This is a genomic window from Pseudomonas sp. LBUM1646 (assembly GCF_059716165.1).
Genome location: NZ_CP166810.1, coordinates 1,444,897 through 1,467,176, shown reverse-complemented (window position 1 = coordinate 1,467,176; position 22,280 = coordinate 1,444,897). Strand labels below are relative to the sequence as shown.

The window sequence follows — 22,280 nt, the reverse complement described above, 5'->3', positions numbered from 1 at the left end:
ATGACTCCACCAGTGAAATGCGTATCAGGTTTTTAGGAGCGCTGTAATGCCTGACATCTATCACTTCTTCCAGCAGCTGGTTAACGGTCTGACCGTTGGCAGCACGTATGCCCTGATCGCCATCGGCTATACGATGGTTTACGGCATCATTGGAATGATCAACTTCGCCCACGGCGAGGTGTACATGATCGGTTCCTACGTGGCGTTCATCGCCATCGCGGGCCTGGCCATGATGGGACTCGACAGTGTCCCTCTGTTGATGACCGCCGGTTTTATCGCGAGCATCGTCGTTTGTAGTGCCTACGGCTACAGCATCGAACGGATTGCCTATCGCCCTTTGCGTGGCAGCAACCGTCTGATTCCGCTGATTTCCGCCATTGGCATGTCGATTTTCCTGCAGAACACCGTTCTGCTGGCGCAAGACTCCAAGGACAAATCCATCCCCAACCTGATCCCCGGCAATCTCTCCTTCGGGCCAGGTGGCGCACAAGAAGTGCTGATTTCCTACATGCAAATCGTGGTGTTCGTGGTGACCCTGATCGCCATGCTCGGCCTGACGCTGTTCATCTCCCGTTCTCGCCTGGGTCGCGCCTGCCGCGCCTGTGCCGAAGACATCAAGATGGCCAACCTGCTGGGTATCAACACCAACAACATCATCGCTCTGACCTTCGTCATTGGTGCGGCACTGGCGGCCATCGCGGCTGTTTTGTTGAGCATGCAATACGGCGTGATCAACCCGAACGCCGGTTTCCTCGTCGGCCTCAAGGCCTTCACCGCTGCGGTACTGGGCGGCATCGGCAGCATCCCCGGCGCCATGCTCGGCGGGCTGGTGCTTGGGGTGGCGGAAGCCTTTGGTGCCGATATTTTCGGCGACCAGTACAAGGACGTCGTGGCATTCGGCTTGTTGGTTCTGGTTCTGTTATTCCGGCCGACCGGCATTCTGGGCCGTCCGGAGGTTGAGAAAGTATGACTAGGAATCTCAAACAGGCGCTCTTCAGCGCCCTGCTGGTCTGGGCTGTGGCCTACCCGGTACTCGGTCTGAAACTGACCATCGTCGGCATCAACCTGGAAGTTCACGGCACCAGCAACATGACCCTTTCGATCATCGCGATCTGCTCGGTCCTGATGTTCCTGCGGGTGCTGTTCAACGACACCATCAGCAAGGCGTGGAAGTCCTCGCCATCCATGCCGTTGATTCCGGCCAAGGCCAGCAACTTCCTGACCCTGCCGACTACCCAGCGCTGGATCATCATTGCGTTGATCATCGGCGCCCTGGTGTGGCCGTTCTTCGGCTCTCGCGGCGCGGTGGATATCGCAACCCTGATCCTGATCTACGTGATGCTGGGCCTGGGCCTGAACATCGTGGTCGGTCTGGCGGGCCTGCTCGATCTGGGTTACGTCGGTTTCTACGCCGTCGGCGCCTACAGCTATGCGCTGCTGTCGCATTACCTCGGCTGGAGTTTCTGGATATGCCTGCCGATTGCCGGCTTGATGTCCGCCACCTTCGGCTTCCTGCTCGGTTTCCCGGTATTGCGCTTGCGCGGTGATTACTTGGCGATCGTGACCCTGGGCTTCGGTGAAATCATTCGTCTGTTCCTGCGCAACCTGACCGACATCACCGGCGGCCCGAACGGCATCAGCAACATCGAAAAGCCAACGTTCTTCGGCCTGACCTTCGAACGTAAAGCGGCTGAAGGCATGCAGACGTTCCACGAGTACTTCGGACTGGAATACAACTCGATCAACAAGGTGATTTTCCTCTACCTGGTTGCGCTGTTGCTGGCCCTGGGTGCGCTGTTCGTGATCAACCGTTTGCTGCGCATGCCGATCGGTCGTGCGTGGGAAGCGTTGCGTGAAGACGAAATCGCCTGCCGTGCGCTGGGTCTCAATCCTACGGTCATCAAGCTCTCAGCATTCACCCTGGGCGCCAGTTTCGCCGGTTTCGCCGGCAGTTTCTTCGCTGCCCGCCAGGGCCTGGTGACGCCGGAGTCCTTCACCTTCATCGAGTCGGCGATCATTCTCGCCATCGTCGTGTTGGGTGGCATGGGCTCGCAGTTGGGCGTGATCCTCGCCGCCGTGGTGATGATCCTGTTGCCGGAAATGATGCGTGAGTTCAGTGAATACCGCATGTTGATGTTCGGCGCCTTGATGGTGCTGATGATGATCTGGCGTCCTCAAGGTCTGCTGCCGATGCAACGCCCTCATATGGAGTTGCGCAAATGAGCCGCGAGATTCTTAAAGTCGAAAATCTGAGCATGCGCTTCGGCGGCTTGCTCGCGGTTAACGGCGTGGCCCTGACCGTGTACGAAAAGCAGGTTGTGGCGCTGATCGGCCCTAACGGCGCCGGCAAGACCACCGTGTTCAACTGCCTGACCGGTTTCTACAAGCCGAGCGGCGGCAGCATCATCCTCGATGGCCAGGCCATCGAGGGCCTGCCCGGCCACGAGATCGCCCGCAAAGGCGTGGTGCGCACCTTCCAGAACGTGCGGCTGTTCAAGGACATGACCGCGGTCGAGAACCTCTTGATCGCCCAGCACCGTCACCTGAACACCAACTTCCTGGCTGGTCTGTTCAAGACCCCGGCGTTCCGCAAAAGCGAACGCGAGGCCATGGAGTTTGCCGAGTACTGGCTGGACAAGGTCAACCTCAAGGCCTTCGCCAACCGTCCGGCCGGCACCCTGGCCTACGGTCAGCAACGTCGCCTGGAAATCGCGCGCTGCATGATGACCCGTCCGCGGATCCTCATGCTCGACGAACCGGCCGCCGGCCTGAACCCGAAGGAAACCGAAGACCTGAAGGCGCTGATCAGCATGCTCCGCGAAGAGCACAACGTCACCGTGCTGCTGATCGAACACGACATGAAACTGGTCATGAGCATTTCCGACCACATCGTCGTGATCAACCAGGGCACGCCCCTGGCCAACGGCACGCCGGAACAGATCCGCGACAATCCTGAAGTGATCAAAGCCTACCTGGGGGAAGCGTAAATGCTGCAATTCGAAAACGTTTCCACCTTCTACGGCAAGATCCAGGCCCTGCACGGCGTCAACGTGGAAATCCGCCAGGGCGAAATCGTCACCCTGATCGGTGCCAACGGCGCGGGCAAATCGACCTTGCTGATGACGCTTTGCGGTTCGCCGCAGGCCCACAGCGGCAGCATCAAGTACATGGGTGAAGAACTCGTGGGGCAAACCTCGGCGCAGATCATGCGCAAGAGCATTGCCGTGGTGCCGGAAGGTCGTCGGGTGTTTGCCCGTCTGACCGTGGAAGAAAACCTCGCCATGGGCGGCTTCTTCACTGACAAGGGCGATTATCAGGAACAGATGGACAAGGTCCTCGGACTTTTCCCACGCCTGAAAGAGCGTTTTGCCCAACGCGGCGGCACCATGTCCGGCGGTGAACAGCAAATGCTCGCCATCGGCCGCGCGCTGATGAGCAAGCCCAAGCTGCTGTTGCTCGACGAGCCTTCGCTGGGTCTGGCACCGATCATCATCCAGCAGATCTTCGACATCATCGAACAGCTGCGCAAGGACGGTGTGACGGTGTTCCTGGTTGAGCAGAACGCCAACCAGGCGCTGAAAATCGCTGACCGCGCGTACGTTCTGGAGAACGGCCGGGTGGTGATGCAAGGCACCGGTGAAGCGCTGCTGACCGATCCGAAAGTGCGCGAGGCGTATCTGGGGGGTTGAGGTTTTGCGGTGAACAAAAAAACGGCCTTCGGGCCGTTTTTTTTATGCATGCCGCACACCTCACAAGAACTCATGACTGATCGTTCCCACGCTCTGCGTGGGAATGCAGCTCGGGACGCTCCGCGTCCCAGAAGCGGACGTAGAGCGTCCATCGAGGCATTCCCACGCGGAGCGTGGGAACGATCAGATCAAAGTCAAAAGATCGCAGCCTTCGGCAGCTCCTACGGTTGGATTTGTGGTGGGTGGAGAGAGTGTTTAATCAGTGTCAGCTGTTACTTCCTGCAAGCTACAGCGCCTTGCGTCATTGCCTACAGCCAAGCCAGAATCCGCCGGCTTGTGCGCTTGGGGGCCAGTCTTTATCGTTTGCCTGCCACTGCCGATCAGTGGTCGGGTTTAGTCGCTCGGTTGTTTTTCACAGAAACGCATAAGTGCCAAAAAAGTCAGGCATCCCTTCCCTGCACTTGATGGCGGCTGTGTGCAGGGCGCCCTCGGGCGCGCCGAGTTTCTGTGCTCATCGGTCGACTAACCTGCACACCGCTGCCACCCTAACTTCAGTTGATCGCGAACAGGGTTTCAGCCTCAACTAGTGAGCACCCGTTATGTTCAATAACACTCCCAATCCTCCACATAACGCCAACCCGATGTTCATCGTCGCGCCCGGTAAAGACGTGCAGTCCCTGCTGGGCCATGCCTGTGAATCACTGGCGTCGGCCAGCGTCATGGCCAGCAACTTCGCCGCGTTCCTCGAAGGCTCGGACCGCCACATGCTGCTCGGCATCCAGCAAAGCATCATGCTCGGTGAACTGGCGGTGAATCAGGCGCTGGACCAGATCGACCCGCAATAACCAACTCGCCAACACGCCCCGACCCGATCGTTCCCACGCTCCGCGTGGGAATGCAGCCAGGGACGCTCCGCGTCCCAACGGCGGACGCAGAGCGTCCATTGAGGCATTCCCACGGGTCGCGTGGGAACGATCATGGGCTACGTTGGAGGCGATCCAACGCCTCACCACTGCGCTTGAACCAGCCAATCAGGTAATCCGCCAGCACCTGGGTGCGCTTCGGCAGCCCACCCTGATACGGATGCACCAGGTACATCGGCATACGCCGGGTCTGATAATCACGCAGGAGCCAACGCAATCGGCCGTCAGCCAATTCCGCTTGCAGCAGGTACGACGGCAATCGCGCGATGCCGGCGCTGGCCAGTGCGGCTTTTTTCAGCAGGCTGTAATGGTTACTGGCGAACGGCCCCGACACCCGCACCCGCAACAGCTCGTGTTGCTGGTGATAAAGCCATTCTTCGCGGCCGCTGTAGTGACTGTTGAGCAGGCAGCGGTGTTCGGCCAACGCTTGGGGCGTCGTCGGTTCGCCGTACTGCTCAAGGTAAGCCGGGCTGGCGCAGGTCATTTCATGCCAGGCCAACAGCGGCCGAGCGACGAGACGTTCGTCATTACCGACTTCGGAGCGAACCGCCAGGTCAAAACCGTCACGGGACAAATCGCGATAGCTGTTGCTCAGGTCCAGCTCGATCTGCACCTCGGGGTATTTACTGGAAAACTCCAGCAACAAGCCATCGAAGAAGGTTTCTCCCAGCGACACCGGCACCGTCATACGCACCGGCCCGGCCATGTCGTCCTTCAACCGGGCCAATGCCTGACGCGCTCTCTCCACTTGGACTACAAGCGCCTGGGCTTGCGGCAACAACGCCGCGCCCGCTGCCGTCAGACTCAAACGGCGAGTGGTGCGCTGCAACAAGACCACGGAAAACCGCGTCTCCAGCAGGCTGATGCGCTTGGAGAGCTGGCCCTTGCTGCAACCCAATTGCTGGGCTGCCAGGGTAAAACTCCCGGCTTCGATCAACACGGCGAACGCTGCCAGGTCATCCATTTCGCTCATGGATTGTTTCCATTAGAAAACCAAAGGTTGCCTATTAGCGCGCTTATCAATAGGAAAATCCACTCTAGACTGGGCACTCTTTCTACTGATACGAGGAACGGCACGATGAAAATTCTGTTGATAGGCGCAGGCGGCACCATCGGTTCGGCAGTCGACAAAGAGTTGTCCCAGCGCCACGAAGTCATCCGCATTGGCCGTAACAGCGGCGATCTCAACGTGGATATCAGCGACAGCGCTTCGATCCGCAAGCTGTTCGAACAAACCGGCAAGTTTGATGCGCTGGTCTGCGCCGCCGGCAACGTAACCTTCGCCCCGCTGGACGAAATGACCGCCGACAGCTTTGCCCTGGGCCTCAAAGACAAGCTGATGGGCCAGGTCAATCTGCTGCTGATCGGCCGCGAATTTGCCAGTGACGGTGCCTCGTTCACCTTCACCTCCGGCGTGCTCAGCCACGATCCGATCCGCAGCGGCGCCTCGGCCGCGTTGGTCAACGGTGCGCTGGACAGCTTCGTCCGTGCCGCTGCTATCGAACTGCCTCGCGGTCTGCGCGTGAACTCGATCAGCCCGACTGTGCTGCTGGAAGCCATGGGCAGTTACGCGCCGTACTTCCGTGGCTACAAGCCGGTTCCCGCAGCGGATGTGGCGTTGGCCTACGCCAAAAGTGTCGAAGGCCTGCAAACAGGTCAGACCTTTCACGTGGGCTAAACCCTTGTGATGAACGGTCAGGCTGCGTAACGTGGCGGCACTTGTCTGGAGAACCAAAGATGCGTGTTGCCCGTTCCCTCGTCCTTGTTGCCCTGCTTCCGTTGTTCGCCGCGTGCCAGTTGTTCGATGGCCCGCGGCAGAGCGCCTCCCATGTCGGCCAGACCCGCATGCAGGGGCAATTGACTGCGGCGGACGGCAAGCTGATGTTCCAGCCGTGCAATGAACAGCGCAGCCTGGAGGTCAACGACACCGGCGGCACCAGCGTCCTGCAAGAGGCCGCGAGCCTGGCCGATGACCAGGGCAAGTTGTTCGCCGACGTGCGTGGCCGGATCGAGGGCGGCCGCCTGGATCTTGCGCAGTTGTACCGCGTCGAACGCTCGGGCACGGCGTGCGACGATCCCAATTTCAAACTGTTGATCCTGCGGGCCGCCGGCCATGGGCCTGAGTGGAACGTCAAAGTCAGCGGCAAAGGCATGGCCATCGACCGCGCTGGCGAACCACCGTTGGCCGTGCCGTATGTTGAAGAGCAACTGGGCGACGGTCGTTTCAACCTCAGCAGCGAAGCCAACGGCAAGCACATCGAACTGTGGGTCGCGCCCAATCGTTGCGTCGACAGCAGCACCGGCAGCATCCAGCACATGAGCGCCGAACTGCGGATCGACGGCCAGGTGCAGCGCGGCTGCGGGTATTTCGGCGGCTCGCGTAACGACTGATCGTTTTTGCCTCACGGGACCGGCGTTTGGGGCTTATAATCGCCGCCTTCAAACGCCTTGGCGCAGTTGTGCGCCCCGCGAACCGGATCCTGTCATGTTACGAATCACCGAACTCAAGCTGCCGATCGACCATCCCGAAGAAGACCTGCGCCCTGCCATCGTGCAGCGCCTGGGCATCGCCAGTGATGACCTGCTCGAATTCACCTTGTTCAAGCGCAGCTACGATGCGCGCAAAAAGTCCTCCGAACTGTGTTTCATCTACACCATCGACCTCACCGCCAAGGATGAGGCGGCGTTGCTGCACAAGTTCGCCGATGACCGTAACGTCAACGTGGCGCCGGATGTCAGCTACAAAGTGGTCGGCCAGGCGCCGGCTGATCTTGCGCAGCGCCCGATTGTCGTCGGTTTCGGCCCCTGCGGGATTTTCGCCGGGTTGCTGCTGGCGCAAATGGGCTTTAAGCCGATCATCCTCGAACGCGGCACCGAAGTGCGCCAGCGCACCAAGGACACCTGGGGCCTGTGGCGTAAAAGCGTGCTCAACCCCGAATCCAACGTGCAGTTCGGTGAAGGCGGCGCGGGGACGTTCTCCGACGGCAAGCTCTACAGCCAGATCAAGGATCCGAAGTTCATCGGACGCAAAGTCCTGCATGAGTTTGTGAAGGCCGGCGCGCCGGAAGAAATCCTCTACGTCAGCAAACCGCACATCGGCACGTTCCGCCTGACCGGCGTGGTGGAAAACATGCGCGAGCAGATTCGTGCGTTGGGCGGCGAAGTACGCTTCCAGCAACGGGTCACCGACGTGTTGATCGAAGACGGCCAACTGGTTGGCGTCGAGCTCAATGGCGGCGAGCAGATCCATTCGAAACACGTGATTCTGGCCCTGGGCCACAGCGCCCGCGACACCTTCCGCATGCTTCACGCCCGTGGCGTGTTCATGGAAGCCAAGCCGTTCTCGGTGGGTTTCCGTATCGAACACCCGCAGTCGCTGATCGACCGCGCGCGCCTGGGCAAATACGCCGGACACCCGAAACTCGGCGCCGCCGACTACAAACTGGTGCACCACGCCAAGAACGGCCGTTCGGTCTACAGCTTCTGCATGTGCCCCGGCGGCACGGTGGTGGCGGCGACGTCCGAGCCGGGCCGCGTGGTCACCAACGGCATGAGCCAGTACTCGCGTAACGAGCGCAACGCCAACTCCGGGATCGTCGTCGGCATTACCCCGGAAGTCGATTACCCGGGCGGTCCGCTGGCCGGCATCGAGTTGCAGGAACGCCTGGAATCCCACGCTTTTGTTCTGGGCGGCAGCAACTACGAAGCGCCGGCGCAACTGGTCGGCGACTTTATCGCAGGCAAGCCGTCCACCGAAGTGGGCAGCGTTGAACCGTCCTATAAGCCGGGTGTTTCCTTCGGTGATTTGGCCTTGGCCTTGCCTGCGTTTGCCATCGAAGCGATTCGTGAAGCGTTGCCGGCGTTCGAGAAGCAGATTCGTGGCTACTCGCTGCACGACGCGGTGTTGACCGGGATCGAGACGCGCACCTCGTCGCCGCTGCGGATTACCCGTAACGAATCGATGCAGAGTTTGAACGTGAAAGGCTTGTTCCCGGCCGGTGAAGGCGCGGGTTATGCGGGCGGGATTTTGTCGGCGGGTGTCGATGGGATTCGGATTGCTGAAGCGGTAGCTCGCGACATTCTTGGCCTCGAAGCCTGATATCAGCATGGCGATCGTTCCCACGCTCCGCGTGGGAATGCAGCCAGGGACGCTCCGCGTCCCAAAAGCGGACGCAGAGCGCCCGGTGAGGCATTCCCACGCGGAGCGTGGGAACGATCATCAGAGGGACGGTTTTAAATGTTGGCGCGCAGTACGGTGGCCGGCAGCGGCTCACCGCGCTCGACACTCGCCGCCACGGCATCGATCAACCCACTCAACTCATACCCCTGGCCCTTGAGCCAATCCTGGTCGTAATAGGTGGTGGCGTAGCGTTCGCCGCCGTCGCACAGAATCGCCACGATCGACCCCGACTCCCCCGCCGCTACCATCTGCTGCGCTGCGATCAAGGCGCCGATCAGGTTGGTTCCGCTCGACCCGCCCACGCGCCGGCCCAAACGTTGCGCCAGGTAATGCATGGCCGCCAGTGACAGCGCGTCCGGCACTTTGACCATCGCATCAATCACCTTGGGCAGAAACGACGCCTCCACCCGTGGCCGGCCAATCCCTTCAATCCGTGAACCGCAATCCAAACGCAGGCTGGCATCGCCGGTCTGGTAGTAATCGAAAAACACCGAACGCTCGGCATCAGCGCACAGCACGCGGGTGCAATGCTGGCGATAACGCACGTAACGGCCCAAGGTCGCCGTGGTGCCGCCGGTGCCGGGGCTGGAAATCAGCCAGCTCGGCTCCGGGTGCTGCTCGAAGCGCATCTGTTGGAAGATCGACTCAGCGATGTTGTTGTTCGCCCGCCAGTCGGTGGCGCGTTCGGCGTAAGTGAACTGGTCGATAAAGTGGCCATCGTTTTCCCGAGCCAGGCGCTCGGATTCGGCGTAGATCTGGGTCGGATCGTCCACCAAATGGCTCTTGCCACCGTAGAAAGCGATCTGCGCGATCTTCTCTTTGGAAGTGGTCGCCGGCATCACCGCAATAAACGGCAAACCGAGCAAACGGGCGAAGTACGCTTCGGAAATCGCCGTCGAACCGCTGGACGCCTCGATCACCGGCGCGCCGGGCTTGAGCCAGCCGTTACACAGCGCATACAGGAACAGCGAACGGGCCAGTCGATGTTTCAGGCTGCCGGTGGGATGACTGGATTCATCCTTGAAGTACAACTCGATGCCTGGCAGCCCCGGCAGTGGCAAGGGAATCAGGTGGGTGTCGGCGCTGCGCTGGAAGTCGGCTTCGATGATCCGGATGGCTTCGCGGGCCCACTGTCGGTTGTCGCTCATGGTGGTGATCTCGTTGAATCAGGCAAGAGTCGGCCTTGTTTCAAGGCTCAGCCCACAAGCTTAGGAAAATTCCTGCATCACGCACAGATACAGCTGAGGTCCAATACGTCCGGCAACTGCTAGGCTCAGTCCTCGTTGGGCCTTGCAGCCGTTGGCGTTGTAACGGCATATAACAAAAAAGAATATAACTTTTGTTTTAACAACTAACGGTACGGGTTAGGGTGTGCCACCTTTTGAATTCATCGATGGAGAGCGACCTTGCCTCTGCGTAGCACGTTCACGCGTTTCTTTCAGTTGGAAGCTGCCAGCGGTCTGTTATTGATCGCCGCCGCAGCCCTGGCTCTGATCATCAACAATTCGTCGCTGTCGTGGCTGTATAACGGCCTGCTGGACACCCCCGTGGTGGCCCAGATCGGCGCGCTGAAAATCGCCAAGCCCTTGCTGCTGTGGATCAACGACGGCCTGATGGCGATGTTCTTCCTGCTGATTGGCCTGGAAGTGAAGCGCGAAGTCCTCGACGGTCAGCTGTCGAAACCGTCGCAAATCGTCCTGCCCGGTGCGGCGGCGATTGGCGGCATGGTGGTGCCGGCGTTGGTCTACTGGTTCCTCAACCGTGACAACCCGGCAGCGCTGGGCGGCTGGGCGATCCCGATGGCCACCGACATTGCTTTCGCCCTCGGCGTACTCGCCCTGCTGGGCAAGCGCGTGCCAGTGTCGCTGAAGCTGTTCCTGATGACCCTGGCGATCATCGATGACCTTGGCGCCATTATCGTCATCGCGGTTTTCTATTCCGGCACACTGTCGACGCTGTCCTTGGCATTAGCGGGGGCGTGCATTGTGGCGCTGATCGCGATGAACCGGCTCGGCGTGGTCAAGCTCGGGCCGTACATGATCATCGGCCTTATCCTCTGGGTGTGCGTGCTCAAGAGCGGTGTCCACGCAACACTGGCCGGCGTAACCCTCGCGTTCTGCATTCCATTGCGCACCAAGAATGCCGAGCCTTCACCGCTGATGACCCTGGAGCACGCGCTGCATCCGTGGGTGGCCTACGGCATCCTGCCGCTGTTCGCCTTCGCCAACGCCGGCTTGTCCCTGAGCGGCGTGACCGTGGAAAGCTTCACTCATCACGTACCGATGGGCATCGCCGTCGGCCTGCTGCTGGGCAAAACCGTCGGCGTGTTCGGGCTGACTTGGCTGGCCGTGAAAATCGGCATCGCCGCCCTGCCCCAGGGCGCCAACTGGGGCCAGGTGTTGGGCGTGGCGATTCTCTGCGGGATTGGTTTCACCATGAGCCTGTTTGTCGGTTCCCTGGCGTTTGTGCCGGGCGCCAGTGAATACGCCGGGATGGACCGGATGGGAATCTTGACCGGTTCGATATTGGCGGCGTTGATTGGTTATGCGGTGACGGCGGCGGCGAGTCGCAAGCGCACTGCTCTGCAATCCTGAGTAACGGAGAACACTCCTAGGACCATCAGAGACTCGTCCTACAGCCACGATTAGTCACATTCGTTAACGTCGTGCAGCCCCTTTAGCGGGGTTGCCGATGGACGAATGAAAGGACGATCAGTGGCTGGCAACAAGGACATTCCCCGGGTTAAAAACCCGCCGTCTGGTGACGGGCATCGCGTCACCCACCGCTTCATGACCAGCACCGAACTGGCTGAGCGGGACGCCCGGCAAAGTGCCTACGAGGCCATGCTTGCCCGGCAAGACGCCTTCGAACGCAGTCTTTCGCCCCCTTCCTCTAAAGATGAAATGCCTCGCGCAGGCTGTATCTTTGCCAAGTCCTGCAAACTGCCTAACGCCATCATCGATTACTCGAACCCGTCGGGCATGGTGCCCACCGACAGCCTCAAGGATTACGGGGAAGTCGCCTGGCTTGGTGCCCGCGAGGTGGACGATGCAGGGCTGCTGAATCTGCAGACCATCAGCGCCAATAGCCTCCCACTTGGCATCGGACGTATCGCTTTACGCGCCCCGGCCATTCCTGCCTTGCCAACCCTCGGCGTGGCTGGGGCAACCGCGTTGACCGGTTTGGTCGCGCTGTTCTGGACGCCAAGCCTGGGCGATAGCGCGCTCTATACCGAAGACCAATTGCGCGCGCTGAAACAGGCGCGCACGCGTGTTCGGCTAAGGGTCGAGCAACAGGCTGATGGCAGCCTCAAGGGCTACGCCTTCTACACCGGCAAGAATCGTGATTGGGAAATGGTGGATGTCGCGAAATTCGAGTTGCGCGACAGTCAGCAAGTGGCCCATCTCGGGGATGGCGTTGAGCTGATCTGGACCCCGGCGGTGGACGGTTCCGACATCCTCGGTATTCCTGCTTTGGAAGCCGCGCCACAAGCGCCGCACATCTGGGTTTACCCGCCGACGAAAGCGGCGGACAGCATCATCGTGAACCCGGTTTATCCACCTGAGTACAAGGATTTCATTCTTGTGTTTCCGGCTGGATCGGGGGTATCGCCGGTTTACATTGTGGTTAACGTATCTGGAAGAAAACCTCCGAACCCTGATCACGACTATCACTCACCACCTGAAACAGAAGAGATCACAGGCTTTTCAGGGTTGAAGGAGGTTAAAAAGAAAACGCCCAAACAAGGGGGCGGTGGGCTCAGGTCCCGCTGGATGGATGCTAAAGGACGGACGATTTATGAATGGGATTCCCTGCACGGTGAATTAGAGGCATACCTCGCTAGCGATGGCAGTCATCTAGGCTCATTCGATCACACGACGGGCGAGCAAATAGATCCACCCAAGAAGAAACGAAGCATTAAAAAGTACTTGTGAGGAATGTATGGGCTTGAAAGTCATTTTGGATTGGTACGATAAAAAAACAGAAGTAGCAGAAGGGAAAGAATACTCCGCAGATTTAGGCGACGACGGCTCAACAATTGACGCATTGGGCTTGATGGGTGACGGCAATATTTATGATGGTGGTTTCGATGTAAAAGCGGACTGGATTCCGAAACTTCAGCCCCTGTTTACTCACAGAATTGAACCAGCCACCTTCGATTACCAAATATCATTTCGGTATAGGAAGGCCTGGTGAACATCTTTATCGCACTCTCTGGATTCTTCCCTGAACCCAATACCGACGATTCACTACAGTACGAAAAGGATGTACCGCAAGCCTTAGAAGGAGCGGTGCTTAAGGCAATGGGCTGGTCGACTTTGTGGGATATACCTGAAGGTGAGCACGAGTTATCCCACACTCAAGCTGTTGCGATTATGGAAATCGTTGGTAGTTCTTTCAGGAACGATTTGGTTTATTACTTGGGACTTTGCCAACGCCTAACGGTGCTGAATAAAACCTAAGCGGAAACCACAGACACAAAAAACCCCGACCAGTCACCTGATCGGGGTTTTGTTTTGTTACTCGCTTGCGCTTAGTGCGAAACGCGACTCGTCCCGCCAACAGTGGAAATCCGCACCCGCTCGCCCACACGGAACACTTCATTCTCTTGAACCTGCTGCACATAGGCGCGCATGCTGCCGTCGTCTTCACGCACGGTGATTTCTACGCCCTGGGCGCGAGTCAGGCCTTCTTCAGTGGCCGAACCAATCAGCCCACCCGCAACGGCACCGATCACCGCGGCAACGATACTGCCGCGACCGCCACCGATGGCGCTGCCGCCAACACCGCCCACTACGGCACCGGCTACACCGCCGATTGGGGTCTTGGTGCCTTCGATTTTCACTGGGCGCAGGGATTCGATGGTACCCATGCGAATCGTCTGCACGCGACGCGCTTCGTCACGGGAGTAGGAGTCACCGGTCAGGCTGGATTGGCAGCCGGTGAGCAACATCGCCATCGTGGAAAAGGAAGCAACCAGCAGAACAGACTTACGCATAGCATCAAACTCCAAAGGACAGGTATTCATTAAACTCCGCAGCTTGACGCCTGTCACGGCATCGCCCGGATAAAATTGGTTTCATTCAGGCCCGGTACAGACACCTCGAACTCACACCACAGTAGCGGCAATTACCAAAACCTGCGCCATTGACCCAAGGATTTTTCATGGATTACTTCATCATTGTCGTCACGACCGTGGCCGGTTTGTACTTCCACTGGTGGCTGTACGTACGGATCAAACGCTGGATGGACCGCGATCTGGCGTTAGCGCTGGCCGGGAAGGACGAGCATAAAAAAGCCTTCATGCTCCAGCAACTAACGAACGCTCAGGCGCAGAAGATCAAGCGTCGGGACCTGCCACAGTGGCTTGAGGCCGCTGCGGCAGGCTATCCCGGTCGGTAGACTGCTTAGGGTGCCAGACGTTCAAGAATCCAGTCGGCGCCTTGCAGGCGGTAGTTGAGGCGATCGTGCAGGCGGCTCGGACGGCCTTGCCAGAACTCGATGCGCTCGGGGAGTAAACGGTAACCGCCCCAGTGTTCCGGGCAATGCGGCTGGGTATCAGTGAAGCGCTGCTCGGTGATTTTGAGCAATTCTTCCAGCTCACCACGATCGGCAATCACCCGGCTCTGGGGCGAAGCCCAGGCACCGAGGCGGCTGCCCAGGGGCCGCACCTGAAAGTAGGCGTCGGACTCCTCGGGCGTGACCTTGACCACGCGCCCCTCGATGCGCACCTGGCGCTCCAGGGTTGGCCAGAAGAACGTCATGGCCGCGAACGGATTCACCGCCAGATGTTGGCCCTTGGCACTGTCGTAGTTGGTGAAGAAAGTAAAGCCCTGAGTATCCAGGCCCTTGAGCAGCAGAATGCGGCAATGGGGCCGACCGTCCAGATCGACGGTGGCCAGGGTCATTGCATTGGCCTCGACCGGCACCTGTTCGGTTTTCACCGCGTCGGCGAACCACTGATGGAACAGCGCGAACGGCTCGGCCGGGGCTTGCGCCTCGGTCAGGCCGTCACGGGTGTAGTCGCGACGCATATCAGCCAGGGCCTGGGTCATGGCACATTCCTTCTGGTTAACGATCAGTTCTTCGCAGCATCCGCGGCGACGACTTTCTTCGAGTCAGCAGCGGCCTTGGCCGGCGCAGGCTTTTTCGCCGGGGTCGCGGCTTTGGCTGGCGCTTTTTTGGCGGGAGCTTTGGCTGCGGCTTTCTTGACTGGAGCCTTTTTCGCGGCGGGCACAGCGGCTTTCTTGGCCGCTGGCGCCGGGGTGACCGGTTTGGCCACTGGCTTGACGTCCTGGACGGCCACCATTCTGACCGGTGCCGGCGCTGGCATGTTGTATTTGCTCAGCAACGCCACCATGGTGTTCTGCGGGGTCACCAGCAGTTCCACGCGACGGTTCAAGGCACGGCCTTCATTGCTGTCGTTGGCCGCACGCGGTGCTTCACCGCCCATGCCGCGCAGCATCAGGCGATCGCGCTGCAAACCGCTGAGACGGAAGATCGCCGCCACAGCCTGGGCGCGTTCCTGGCTCAATTTGACGTTGGCCGGAGCCGCGCCGGATGTGTCGCTGTGACCGAGGACCAATACAGCGGTCTTCGGATCGACTTCAAGGATTTTCGCAACGCGGCTAAACGGGCCCAGGGTGACCGGCAGCAGCATGGCCGGGCGATCCGGGTTGAACGAGCCGTCCACCGGCGCCGTTACCACCAGCACGTTGTCTCGGCGTTCGAGTTGCAGGTTGCTGTCCTTGATCGCTTCACGCAGGCGCGGTTCGTAATCGTCGAGCCAGGCCTGGGTGACTTTCGGATCGGGCATCGGCACGGCTTTGGCGGTGCTCTGATCTTTGCCACCGAACGGCCACCACCACTTGTCACCCGCGTCGGCGTCAGCCTTGGCGACGGCTGCCGGTTTGGCTTCAGCTTTGACGTCGGCCTTGGCCGCAGGTTTGTCGGCGCTTTCATCGGAGCCGAACGGCCAGTACCAACGGCTGCTGCTTTCAGCCTTGACCACGGGTGCGGTGATCGCCGCTTTCAGTGGATCGACGGCTGGGGCCGGCGCTTTGGCGGCGACTTTGTCGGAAGAACCGAACTGCCACCAGTGGCTGGCGCCGTCGGCGTCATTTTGCGGAGTTTGCGCACAACCGGTAACGGCGAAGCACAGTGCCAGAGCAAGAGTTTTATTGGATGACATTGGATATCCACAAAATGAAGTAATAAACACAAGCCCACATCGGGACTGCATAAACAGACGCTTTGAATCGAAAAAGGTAACGAGGTTCCGGTGCAGGACCTTTCAACGAAGCTTTACAGACAAGTGGCAAGCACACGTACGAGCTTCTGCGCGCGTGGATCCATCAAAACATACGGCCCCAAGGTATTTGTCACAAAGCCGAAGGCCACATCGTGCTCTGGGTCAGCAAAACCGATGGAACCGCCCGCGCCAGGGTGGCCGAACGCCCGTGGACCGAGACCGTAGGTGGCATTCGGCACATCCGGTTGATCGAGCATGCAACCCAGGCCGAAACGGGTCCGGGTCAGTAAAGTCTTGTCTTCGCCGAGGCTGTGTTCGCGGGTCAGCTCATCGAGCATTTCGCTTTCCAGCAGGCTGCCGTCCAGCAGGCCGGCGTAGAACCCGGCCAGGCTGCGGGCATTGCCGTGGCCGTTGGCGGCGGGTTGTTGCATACGCCGCCATTCCGGTTTGTTGGTGCTGGTCATGATCGACGGCGGGTTGGTGAAGGCCCGGGTGGTCATGGCCGTTGGTTCGCGCATGGTCACTTGCAACAGGCGCTGGGCCGCGGCATCGCCGACATTGCCCTTGCCGCGCGCGATGTGCGCCACGCGGTGAAACTCGTCGTCAGCCAGGCCGACGTGGAAGTCCAGGCCCAAAGGCTTGGCGACCCGCGCGACGATGGATTCCCCCGGACCACGACCGTCGGCACGGCGCAGTAACTCGCCCACCAGCCAGCCGTAAGTAATTGCGGCATAACCGTGGCCCTGGCCCGGCGTCCACCAGGGTTGTTCGGCGGCCAGCGCGTCGACCATGGTTTGCCAGTCATACAAGGCTTCGGGCGCCAGCAACTCGCGCAGGGCCGGCAGACCGGCCTGATGGCAGAGCAATTGGCGCAGGGTCACGGATTCTTTGCCGGCGGCGGCGAATTCGGGCCAGTAGCGGGCCACCGGGGCATCGAGTTGCAGCTTGCCTTCGGCCACCAGTTGCAGCGCGGTGACGGCGGTGAAGGTCTTGGTGCAGGAGAACAGGTTGGCGATGGTGTCGCTGTGCCAGGCTCCGGTTCCGTCCTTGTCGGCGGTACCGGCCCAGAGGTCGAGCACGGTTTCACCGCCGACCTGGATGCACAACGCCGCGCCACGTTCCTGGGGATCGTCGAACAGTGCGGCAAAGGCTTCGCGCACTGCTTCGAACTTAAGCTCGTAATGACCCTGAATCTGCAAACGCAACTCCCCGGATAAACGCTCTACAAAGTGGTCCGCATTGTTCCAGCCCTAGAGCTTTTTGGGAACAGGGGCGGGCTGGGCGGTTGCCCCGTCCTCCCAACGGTCAAGATCAAAAGATCGCAGCCTGCGGCAGCGCCTACAGGGTGAACACAATCCCACTGTAGGAGCTGCCGCAGGCTGCGATCTTGGCTTTCTCAGATTTTAATGCCCGTTGCCAGAATGCCCACCCGCATGCCCGGCGCCCTGCCCCGGGCCTTTACCGGCGTCGCCTTTACGGCCGCCCTCGGCGGCATGGCTGGCTTTATCCGCCTCGGCCTTGGCCTTTTCGGCCTCTTTGCCCAGTTGATCAACGGTCAGCAGATTGCTTTTACGCACGCTGTCGACAAAGCCCTGGAACGGCAGATCGGTAATACCCACTAGGCCGAAGTGCCCGTTCTCGCCATCCAGCAGGCGACCGGTCACCGGTTGATCGAGGTATTGGAACCAGTGAACCCCGACAATCGACGGCTCACTCATCGCCTGTTTGAGGAAGTTGGCGTAAGCCGGGCCACGGTCTTCTTCTTTCGCCAGTTGCGTCACGCCGCCCCAGAACGGGCCGCGATCCGCCGAGCCGAAGTTGAATTCGGTGATCAGCACCGGTTTATCCAGGCTGCGCAGTTTGGCGAAGTCGTAACCGTCCTGCGGTTGCAGGGTGTACATGTTGAAACTCAACACATCGCAATACTGCGCGCAGGACTCGACGGCTTCCGGGGTGCTGATGGCGAAGCGGCCGCCCAGCAACAGCTGGTTCGGCGCGTGCCACTTGAGCGAATCGGAAATGGTCTTGAAGTAAGTGTCGGCGAAGACCTTCTGGAAGTATTTGAAGTCGGCTTCGATTTCCGGGTGATCGGCGCTTGGCAGCGGCGCTTCGAAGCCCGGATCTTCCATCAACTCCCACGCCGGCAGGTCAATGCCCCAGGCTTTCGACAGGCCCGCCTGGTTGCGGTACTTGTCGCGCAATTGCTTGAGGAACGCGCGTTTGGCCGGCACGTCGGTGGTCATTTTCAAGGTGCCGTAGGCCAGGGCGTAACGGGCCTTCGGTTCGTCGCCGGGCCCGGCCCAAGCCAGTTCGTTGTCGGCGAAGTAGCCGATCAGCCACGGATCGTCGCGGTGATCCCGGGCGGCAATGGCCACGGCACGTTCGGTGGCCATGGCGAAACGCGGGTCGAACGGATCGGGCATGCCGCCCCACCAGTCGGTGCCAGTGCTGATGCTGGCGTAATCGCCGACGATCGACAGCGGCAAGGTGTATGGCACGCGATCCGCGTCACCCAGCGCCGGGGCGCTCCAGTTGCCGACGGTGTTAAAGCCCCAGGCTTGCAGGCGATCCAGGGTGTGGCGGGTCCAGCGTTGTTCATCCACCACGGCTTTGCAAGGTTCGGCCACTTTTGCGACTGTTGCGTCGACTGCACCAGTCTTGGCTGCTTCGGCGATACCGGATTCGGTCGTCGAAGGCGCGACAGGTTGCTCAGCGGCTTTTTCAGCCGTCTGTGCCACCGCATCAGCCTTGGCTGCTTCGGCAACGCCGGCCTTGGTGTCGCTGGTCACCGCACACGGCTGACCATAGAGACGCTGCAGGTTGGCGCCGTAAAAGTCGTACCAGCGACCAACGTTATAGGCACGGCCCTGGTCGGCGCCGTTGCCGCCACGGTTGTCGCCTTCGCCATAGTGACTGGCCAGCGGTTCGTCGGGTTTTGGCAGGTTGTCGAACATCCACTCGCGACCGGCGATGTAGGTTTGATCGACGTCCGGGGCAACAGTGTTCACACCCAGGGAATAGAACGGATGCCCTTCGGGTGTCACCAGATACCAGCGACCATCGCGTTTCTCGGTGCGGAAAAAGCCGCTGGCCTTGAACGCCGGGCCTTTGTTCCAGCCACCGAATTTGTCCAGGGACGACTTCTCGCGCTCGGCCAGCCAGGTTTTCAGTTGTTGCTGTTCTTTCGCGGCAGCGGATTTCAGTTGCTCGTCGCTGCTGACTTTTTCCGGCCATTTGACGCGGGTCGATTGACCGTAAGCATCGACGAGACCGCCGTAGACGGCTTTGCTCACGTCCTCGCCGTCCTGCACGCCGAAGCGCTCCAGCAGGATGCTCTGGGCGACTTTCGGCTGATCCATCGACAAGCTCACCGACACCACCTGGCTGCGATCCAGCTCACCGCTGCTGCTGGCGAGCAACACACGCTGACCGTCGACGGTCATCGGCATCGGCGGTCCGGCTTTCATGCCCTGGCTCAACGGCGAACTGGCGACCAATGGCACCAACAAGGTTTGCGCCGGGCCGGCCGGCAGGTCGACGCGGCTGATCAGGGTCTTGCCGTCGTTGCTCTGGATTTTCACGTAGAGGGTCACGGCCCAGTCCATGGCGCTCTGGACCCGCAAGGTCATGACGCCCGACTGCGACCAGTCCCAGGCGCCGGTTTGCGGGGTCAGGCGTAAGGTTGGCTGGGCTACCGGATTGAAGGTTACCCGGCGCAGCACTTCGCCTTCGGCCGTTTGCTCGGCGTTGGATTGCGGCAGGCTGGCGTCCTGGGTCGCCACCTGGACCACGTCGGCGGGGCGCACAAAGTTGAACAGCGTCTGCTGGCCGGCAGGAGCGGCGAGCAAGGGCGTTGCGAACAACAGGGCGAATACAGCAGGCAACGAACGGCGAATCATAAGAACGAAGTTCTCCCTAACGACCAGCGATGGCCAGTGGAAAAGCGATGGCAGAGAGATAGACAACGCGGTGGGCAAAACTGCCCACGCGTGTATCAGGAAATTTCACGTCGGAAGGGTGGCAACGCATTGAGGATCGCTTTGCCATAACGCTGGGTGACCAGGCGCCGATCGAGCAAGGTGATGGTGCCGCGATCTTCTTCGGTACGCAGCAAACGACCGCAAGCCTGGACCAGTTTCAGCGAGGCGTCCGGCACGGAGATTTCCATGAACGGATTGCCGCCCCGGGCTTCGATCCATTCGGCCAATGCGGCTTCCACCGGATCGTCAGGCACCGAGAACGGAATCTTGGCGATCACTACGTGTTCGCAGTAGGCACCGGGCAAGTCGACGCCTTCGGCAAAACTCGCCAGACCGAACAGCACGCTGGAGTCGCCGCCATCGACCCGCGCCTTGTGCTTGTTCAGGGTTTCCTGCTTCGACAGGTTGCCTTGAATGAACACTTGCTTGCGCCAGTCGCGGTCCAGGCCGTCGAACACGTCCTGCATCTGTTTGCGCGAGGAGAACAGCACCAGGGTGCCGCGCGAACCTTCGACCAGTGATGGCAGATCACGAATGATTGCGGCGGTATGGGCCGGCGCGTCACGCGGGTCGGCTTTCAAGTCCGGTACCCGCAGCACGCCAGCATCGGCGTGGTGGAACGGGCTCGGGACCACAGCGGTGACAGCTTTTTTCGGCAGGCCGGCGCGCATGCGGAAGCGGTCGAACGTGCCAAGTGCCGTCAGCGTTGCCGACGTCACCAAGGCGCCATAGGCCACGTTCCACAGGTTGCGGCGAAGCATTTCCGCCGCGAGGATCGGGCTGGCGTTGACCTCGATGTCGAACAACGAACCGCTTTCCGCCAGGGTCAGCCAACGGGCCATCGGCGGGTTGTCTTCCGGGTCTTCGGCGGTGAACGCGGTCCACAACTCCCAGTTGCCCGAAGAGCGCGACAACAGACTGCCGAACAGCGGATACCACTCTTCGGCCTGATTGCTGGCGATGCCGATGTTGACCTCGCCGTCCATGCCTTCCTTGAGCAGTTCGGTGAGACGGGTGAACAAATCGGTCAGGCGGGCGAAGGCTTTCTTCAGCTCGATGCCCATCTCGCGCATGTGCTCGGGGATGACCCCGGCAACGAAGCGGTGACGCGGCCGCTCACGGCCTTCGACGTCTTCGCCGGGTTTGAAATCGGCGACCTGCTCGCAGGCGGTGAACATGAACTGCTGCTGGGTCTTGATCTCCCGCGCCAGCTCCGGCACCTGTTCGATCAACTTGCCCAAATCGCCCGGCAGCGGATGCTGGGCGAGCAATTTGGTGAGGTTCTTGGCGGTGGTTTCCAGCCAGTCGGCGGTGGAACGCAGGCGCGTGTAGTGGGCGAAGTGACCGATCGCCTTGTCCGGCAGGTGGTGGCCTTCGTCGAACACGTAGATGGTGTCGCGCGGGTCCGGCAGCACGGCGCCGCCGCCCAGGGCCAGGTCGGCCAGGACCATGTCGTGGTTGGTGACGATCACGTCGACCTTGCCCATGCCTTCGCGGGCCTTGTAAAAGGCGCATTGGCCGAAGTTCGGGCAATGACGGTTGGTGCATTGGCTGTGATCAGTGGTCAGGCGCGCCCAGTCGGCGTCCTCCAAAGCGGTGGACCAACTGTCGCGGTCGCCGTCCCACTTATTGCCGGCCAGCTTCTCGATCATGCTGGTGAAGAGCTTCTGGCTGGCCTCATCGACCTCGATCTTGAAGCCTTCTTCTTCGAACAACTGCGCCGTGGCGGTTTGCGCGTGACCTTCCTGGAGCAACATGTCGAGCTTGGACAGGCACATGTAGCGCCCACGGCCCTTGGCCAGGGCGAAGCTGAAATTCAGCCCGCTGTTGCGCATCAGGTCGGGCAAATCCTTGAAGACGATCTGCTCTTGCAGGGCGATAGTGGCCGTGGCAATCACCAGGCGTTTGCCCGCCGCCTTGGCTGTCGGGATCGCCGCCAGGCTGTAGGCCACGGTTTTACCGGTACCGGTGCCGGCTTCCACCGCGACAATCGCGGGATCGCCACTGCGCCGGCCTTCGTCGTCGGTGTCGATGTCACCGAGGACTTTGGCAATTTCGGCGATCATCAGGCGTTGGCCGTAGCGCGGCTTGAGGCTCTTGGCTTCAAGAAAACGCGTGTAGGCGCCCTGGATCGTGGTTTTGAGTTCGGTGCTGATCATGGATTGTCGGGCGCAAAAAACGCTGGATAAATTTTCAGTGGTTCGGATCGGCGGCTATCATACCGCGCTAATTAATCCCGCGCAGAACGGAGTACCT

21 protein-coding genes are annotated in these 22,280 nt (G+C 60.4%); 13 read left to right on the top strand and 8 right to left on the bottom strand.

The genetic code is table 11. The features are described from left to right. Positions 1-46 precede the first annotated feature (46 nt). The 5 genes from livH to ACA071_RS06445 all read left to right on the top strand — a co-directional run bounded on the left by livH (position 47) and on the right by ACA071_RS06445 (position 4,534). On the top strand, positions 47-970 hold the full coding sequence (gene livH / locus ACA071_RS06465; RefSeq protein WP_497643621.1) for a high-affinity branched-chain amino acid ABC transporter permease LivH: 924 nt from the start codon (positions 47-49) through the stop codon (positions 968-970). Further along, positions 967-2,223, top strand: coding sequence for a high-affinity branched-chain amino acid ABC transporter permease LivM (locus ACA071_RS06460; RefSeq protein ID WP_497643620.1), 1,257 nt, complete (start codon positions 967-969; stop codon positions 2,221-2,223). The genes livH and ACA071_RS06460 overlap by 4 nt, the downstream gene beginning before the upstream one ends. Beyond that, positions 2,220-2,987: a high-affinity branched-chain amino acid ABC transporter ATP-binding protein LivG gene (gene livG, locus ACA071_RS06455; RefSeq protein ID WP_497643619.1), complete on the top strand. Its 768-nt coding sequence runs from the start codon at positions 2,220-2,222 to the stop codon at positions 2,985-2,987. Before ACA071_RS06460 ends, livG begins: the two co-directional genes overlap by 4 nt. Next, positions 2,988-3,689 carry an ABC transporter ATP-binding protein gene (locus ACA071_RS06450; RefSeq protein ID WP_201201292.1) on the top strand — a complete coding sequence of 234 codons (702 nt, stop codon included), beginning with the start codon at positions 2,988-2,990 and terminating at the stop codon, positions 3,687-3,689. A gap of 599 nt (positions 3,690-4,288) precedes the next feature. Further along, complete coding sequence (locus ACA071_RS06445) at positions 4,289-4,534, top strand: DUF6124 family protein (RefSeq protein WP_497643618.1); 246 nt, start codon at positions 4,289-4,291, stop codon at positions 4,532-4,534. Between the two features lie 130 nt (positions 4,535-4,664). On the opposite strand, the gene ACA071_RS06440 is transcribed toward ACA071_RS06445, so the two are convergent. Further along, positions 4,665-5,585, bottom strand: a complete 921-nt coding sequence (locus ACA071_RS06440) for a LysR family transcriptional regulator (RefSeq protein WP_497643617.1) — start codon at positions 5,583-5,585, stop codon at positions 4,665-4,667. 105 nt (positions 5,586-5,690) lie between these two features. On the opposite strand from ACA071_RS06440, the gene ACA071_RS06435 reads away from it, so the two are divergent. The 3 genes from ACA071_RS06435 (at position 5,691) to ACA071_RS06425 (ending at position 8,711) form a co-directional block, all read left to right on the top strand. After that, positions 5,691-6,290, top strand: a complete 600-nt coding sequence (locus ACA071_RS06435) for a short chain dehydrogenase (RefSeq protein WP_497643616.1) — start codon at positions 5,691-5,693, stop codon at positions 6,288-6,290. Positions 6,291-6,349: 59 nt separating this feature from the next. Then, entirely contained in the window at positions 6,350-7,003 is a 654-nt protein-coding gene (locus tag ACA071_RS06430; RefSeq protein WP_497643615.1) for a COG3650 family protein, read from the top strand. Between the two features lie 94 nt (positions 7,004-7,097). Then, a complete protein-coding gene (locus tag ACA071_RS06425) occupies positions 7,098-8,711 on the top strand; it encodes an NAD(P)/FAD-dependent oxidoreductase (RefSeq protein ID WP_497643614.1) in 1,614 nt (537 codons plus the stop codon). Positions 8,712-8,845: 134 nt separating this feature from the next. Here ACA071_RS06425 and ACA071_RS06420 read toward each other — a convergent pair whose 3' ends face one another. Next, the gene (locus ACA071_RS06420; RefSeq protein WP_497643613.1) at positions 8,846-9,940 is read right to left on the bottom strand and encodes a PLP-dependent cysteine synthase family protein; all 1,095 of its coding nucleotides are present in this window, start codon (positions 9,938-9,940) and stop codon (positions 8,846-8,848) included. A gap of 258 nt (positions 9,941-10,198) precedes the next feature. Here ACA071_RS06420 and nhaA point away from each other — a divergent pair, with 258 nt between their 5' ends. The 4 genes from nhaA to ACA071_RS06400 all read left to right on the top strand — a co-directional run bounded on the left by nhaA (position 10,199) and on the right by ACA071_RS06400 (position 13,255). Then, entirely contained in the window at positions 10,199-11,386 is a 1,188-nt protein-coding gene (gene nhaA / locus ACA071_RS06415; RefSeq protein ID WP_497643612.1) for a Na+/H+ antiporter NhaA, read from the top strand. 120 nt (positions 11,387-11,506) lie between these two features. Next, positions 11,507-12,727: a colicin E3/pyocin S6 family cytotoxin gene (locus ACA071_RS06410; protein ID WP_497643611.1), complete on the top strand. Its 1,221-nt coding sequence runs from the start codon at positions 11,507-11,509 to the stop codon at positions 12,725-12,727. A gap of 7 nt (positions 12,728-12,734) precedes the next feature. Continuing rightward, the gene (locus ACA071_RS06405) at positions 12,735-12,989 is read left to right on the top strand and encodes a colicin E3-like toxin immunity protein (protein WP_497643610.1); all 255 of its coding nucleotides are present in this window, start codon (positions 12,735-12,737) and stop codon (positions 12,987-12,989) included. Next, positions 12,986-13,255, top strand: a complete 270-nt coding sequence (locus tag ACA071_RS06400) for a pyocin S6 family toxin immunity protein (RefSeq protein ID WP_497643609.1) — start codon at positions 12,986-12,988, stop codon at positions 13,253-13,255. Before ACA071_RS06405 ends, ACA071_RS06400 begins: the two co-directional genes overlap by 4 nt. Positions 13,256-13,326: 71 nt before the next feature. On the opposite strand, the gene ACA071_RS06395 is transcribed toward ACA071_RS06400, so the two are convergent. Continuing rightward, positions 13,327-13,791 (bottom strand): outer membrane lipoprotein, encoded by a 465-nt coding sequence (locus tag ACA071_RS06395; RefSeq protein WP_497643608.1) that lies wholly within the window; start codon positions 13,789-13,791, stop codon positions 13,327-13,329. Between the two features lie 167 nt (positions 13,792-13,958). Between ACA071_RS06395 and ACA071_RS06390 the strand changes: the two genes are divergently transcribed. Then, positions 13,959-14,195, top strand: a complete 237-nt coding sequence (locus ACA071_RS06390) for a hypothetical protein (RefSeq protein ID WP_497643606.1) — start codon at positions 13,959-13,961, stop codon at positions 14,193-14,195. 5 nt (positions 14,196-14,200) lie between these two features. Here ACA071_RS06390 and pdxH read toward each other — a convergent pair whose 3' ends face one another. The 5 genes from pdxH to dinG all read right to left on the bottom strand — a co-directional run bounded on the left by pdxH (position 14,201) and on the right by dinG (position 22,183). Beyond that, a complete protein-coding gene (gene pdxH / locus ACA071_RS06385; RefSeq protein ID WP_497643604.1) occupies positions 14,201-14,848 on the bottom strand; it encodes a pyridoxamine 5'-phosphate oxidase in 648 nt (215 codons plus the stop codon). A 23-nt stretch (positions 14,849-14,871) separates the two neighbouring features. Next, entirely contained in the window at positions 14,872-15,984 is a 1,113-nt protein-coding gene (locus tag ACA071_RS06380; RefSeq protein WP_497643603.1) for an OmpA family protein, read from the bottom strand. 113 nt (positions 15,985-16,097) lie between these two features. Then, positions 16,098-17,243, bottom strand: coding sequence for a serine hydrolase domain-containing protein (locus tag ACA071_RS06375; protein ID WP_497643602.1), 1,146 nt, complete (start codon positions 17,241-17,243; stop codon positions 16,098-16,100). A 204-nt stretch (positions 17,244-17,447) separates the two neighbouring features. Further along, positions 17,448-19,943: a beta-agarase gene (locus ACA071_RS06370; RefSeq protein WP_497643601.1), complete on the bottom strand. Its 2,496-nt coding sequence runs from the start codon at positions 19,941-19,943 to the stop codon at positions 17,448-17,450. A gap of 95 nt (positions 19,944-20,038) precedes the next feature. After that, complete coding sequence (gene dinG, locus ACA071_RS06365) at positions 20,039-22,183, bottom strand: ATP-dependent DNA helicase DinG (RefSeq protein ID WP_497643600.1); 2,145 nt, start codon at positions 22,181-22,183, stop codon at positions 20,039-20,041. Between the last annotated feature and the right edge of the window lie 97 nt (positions 22,184-22,280).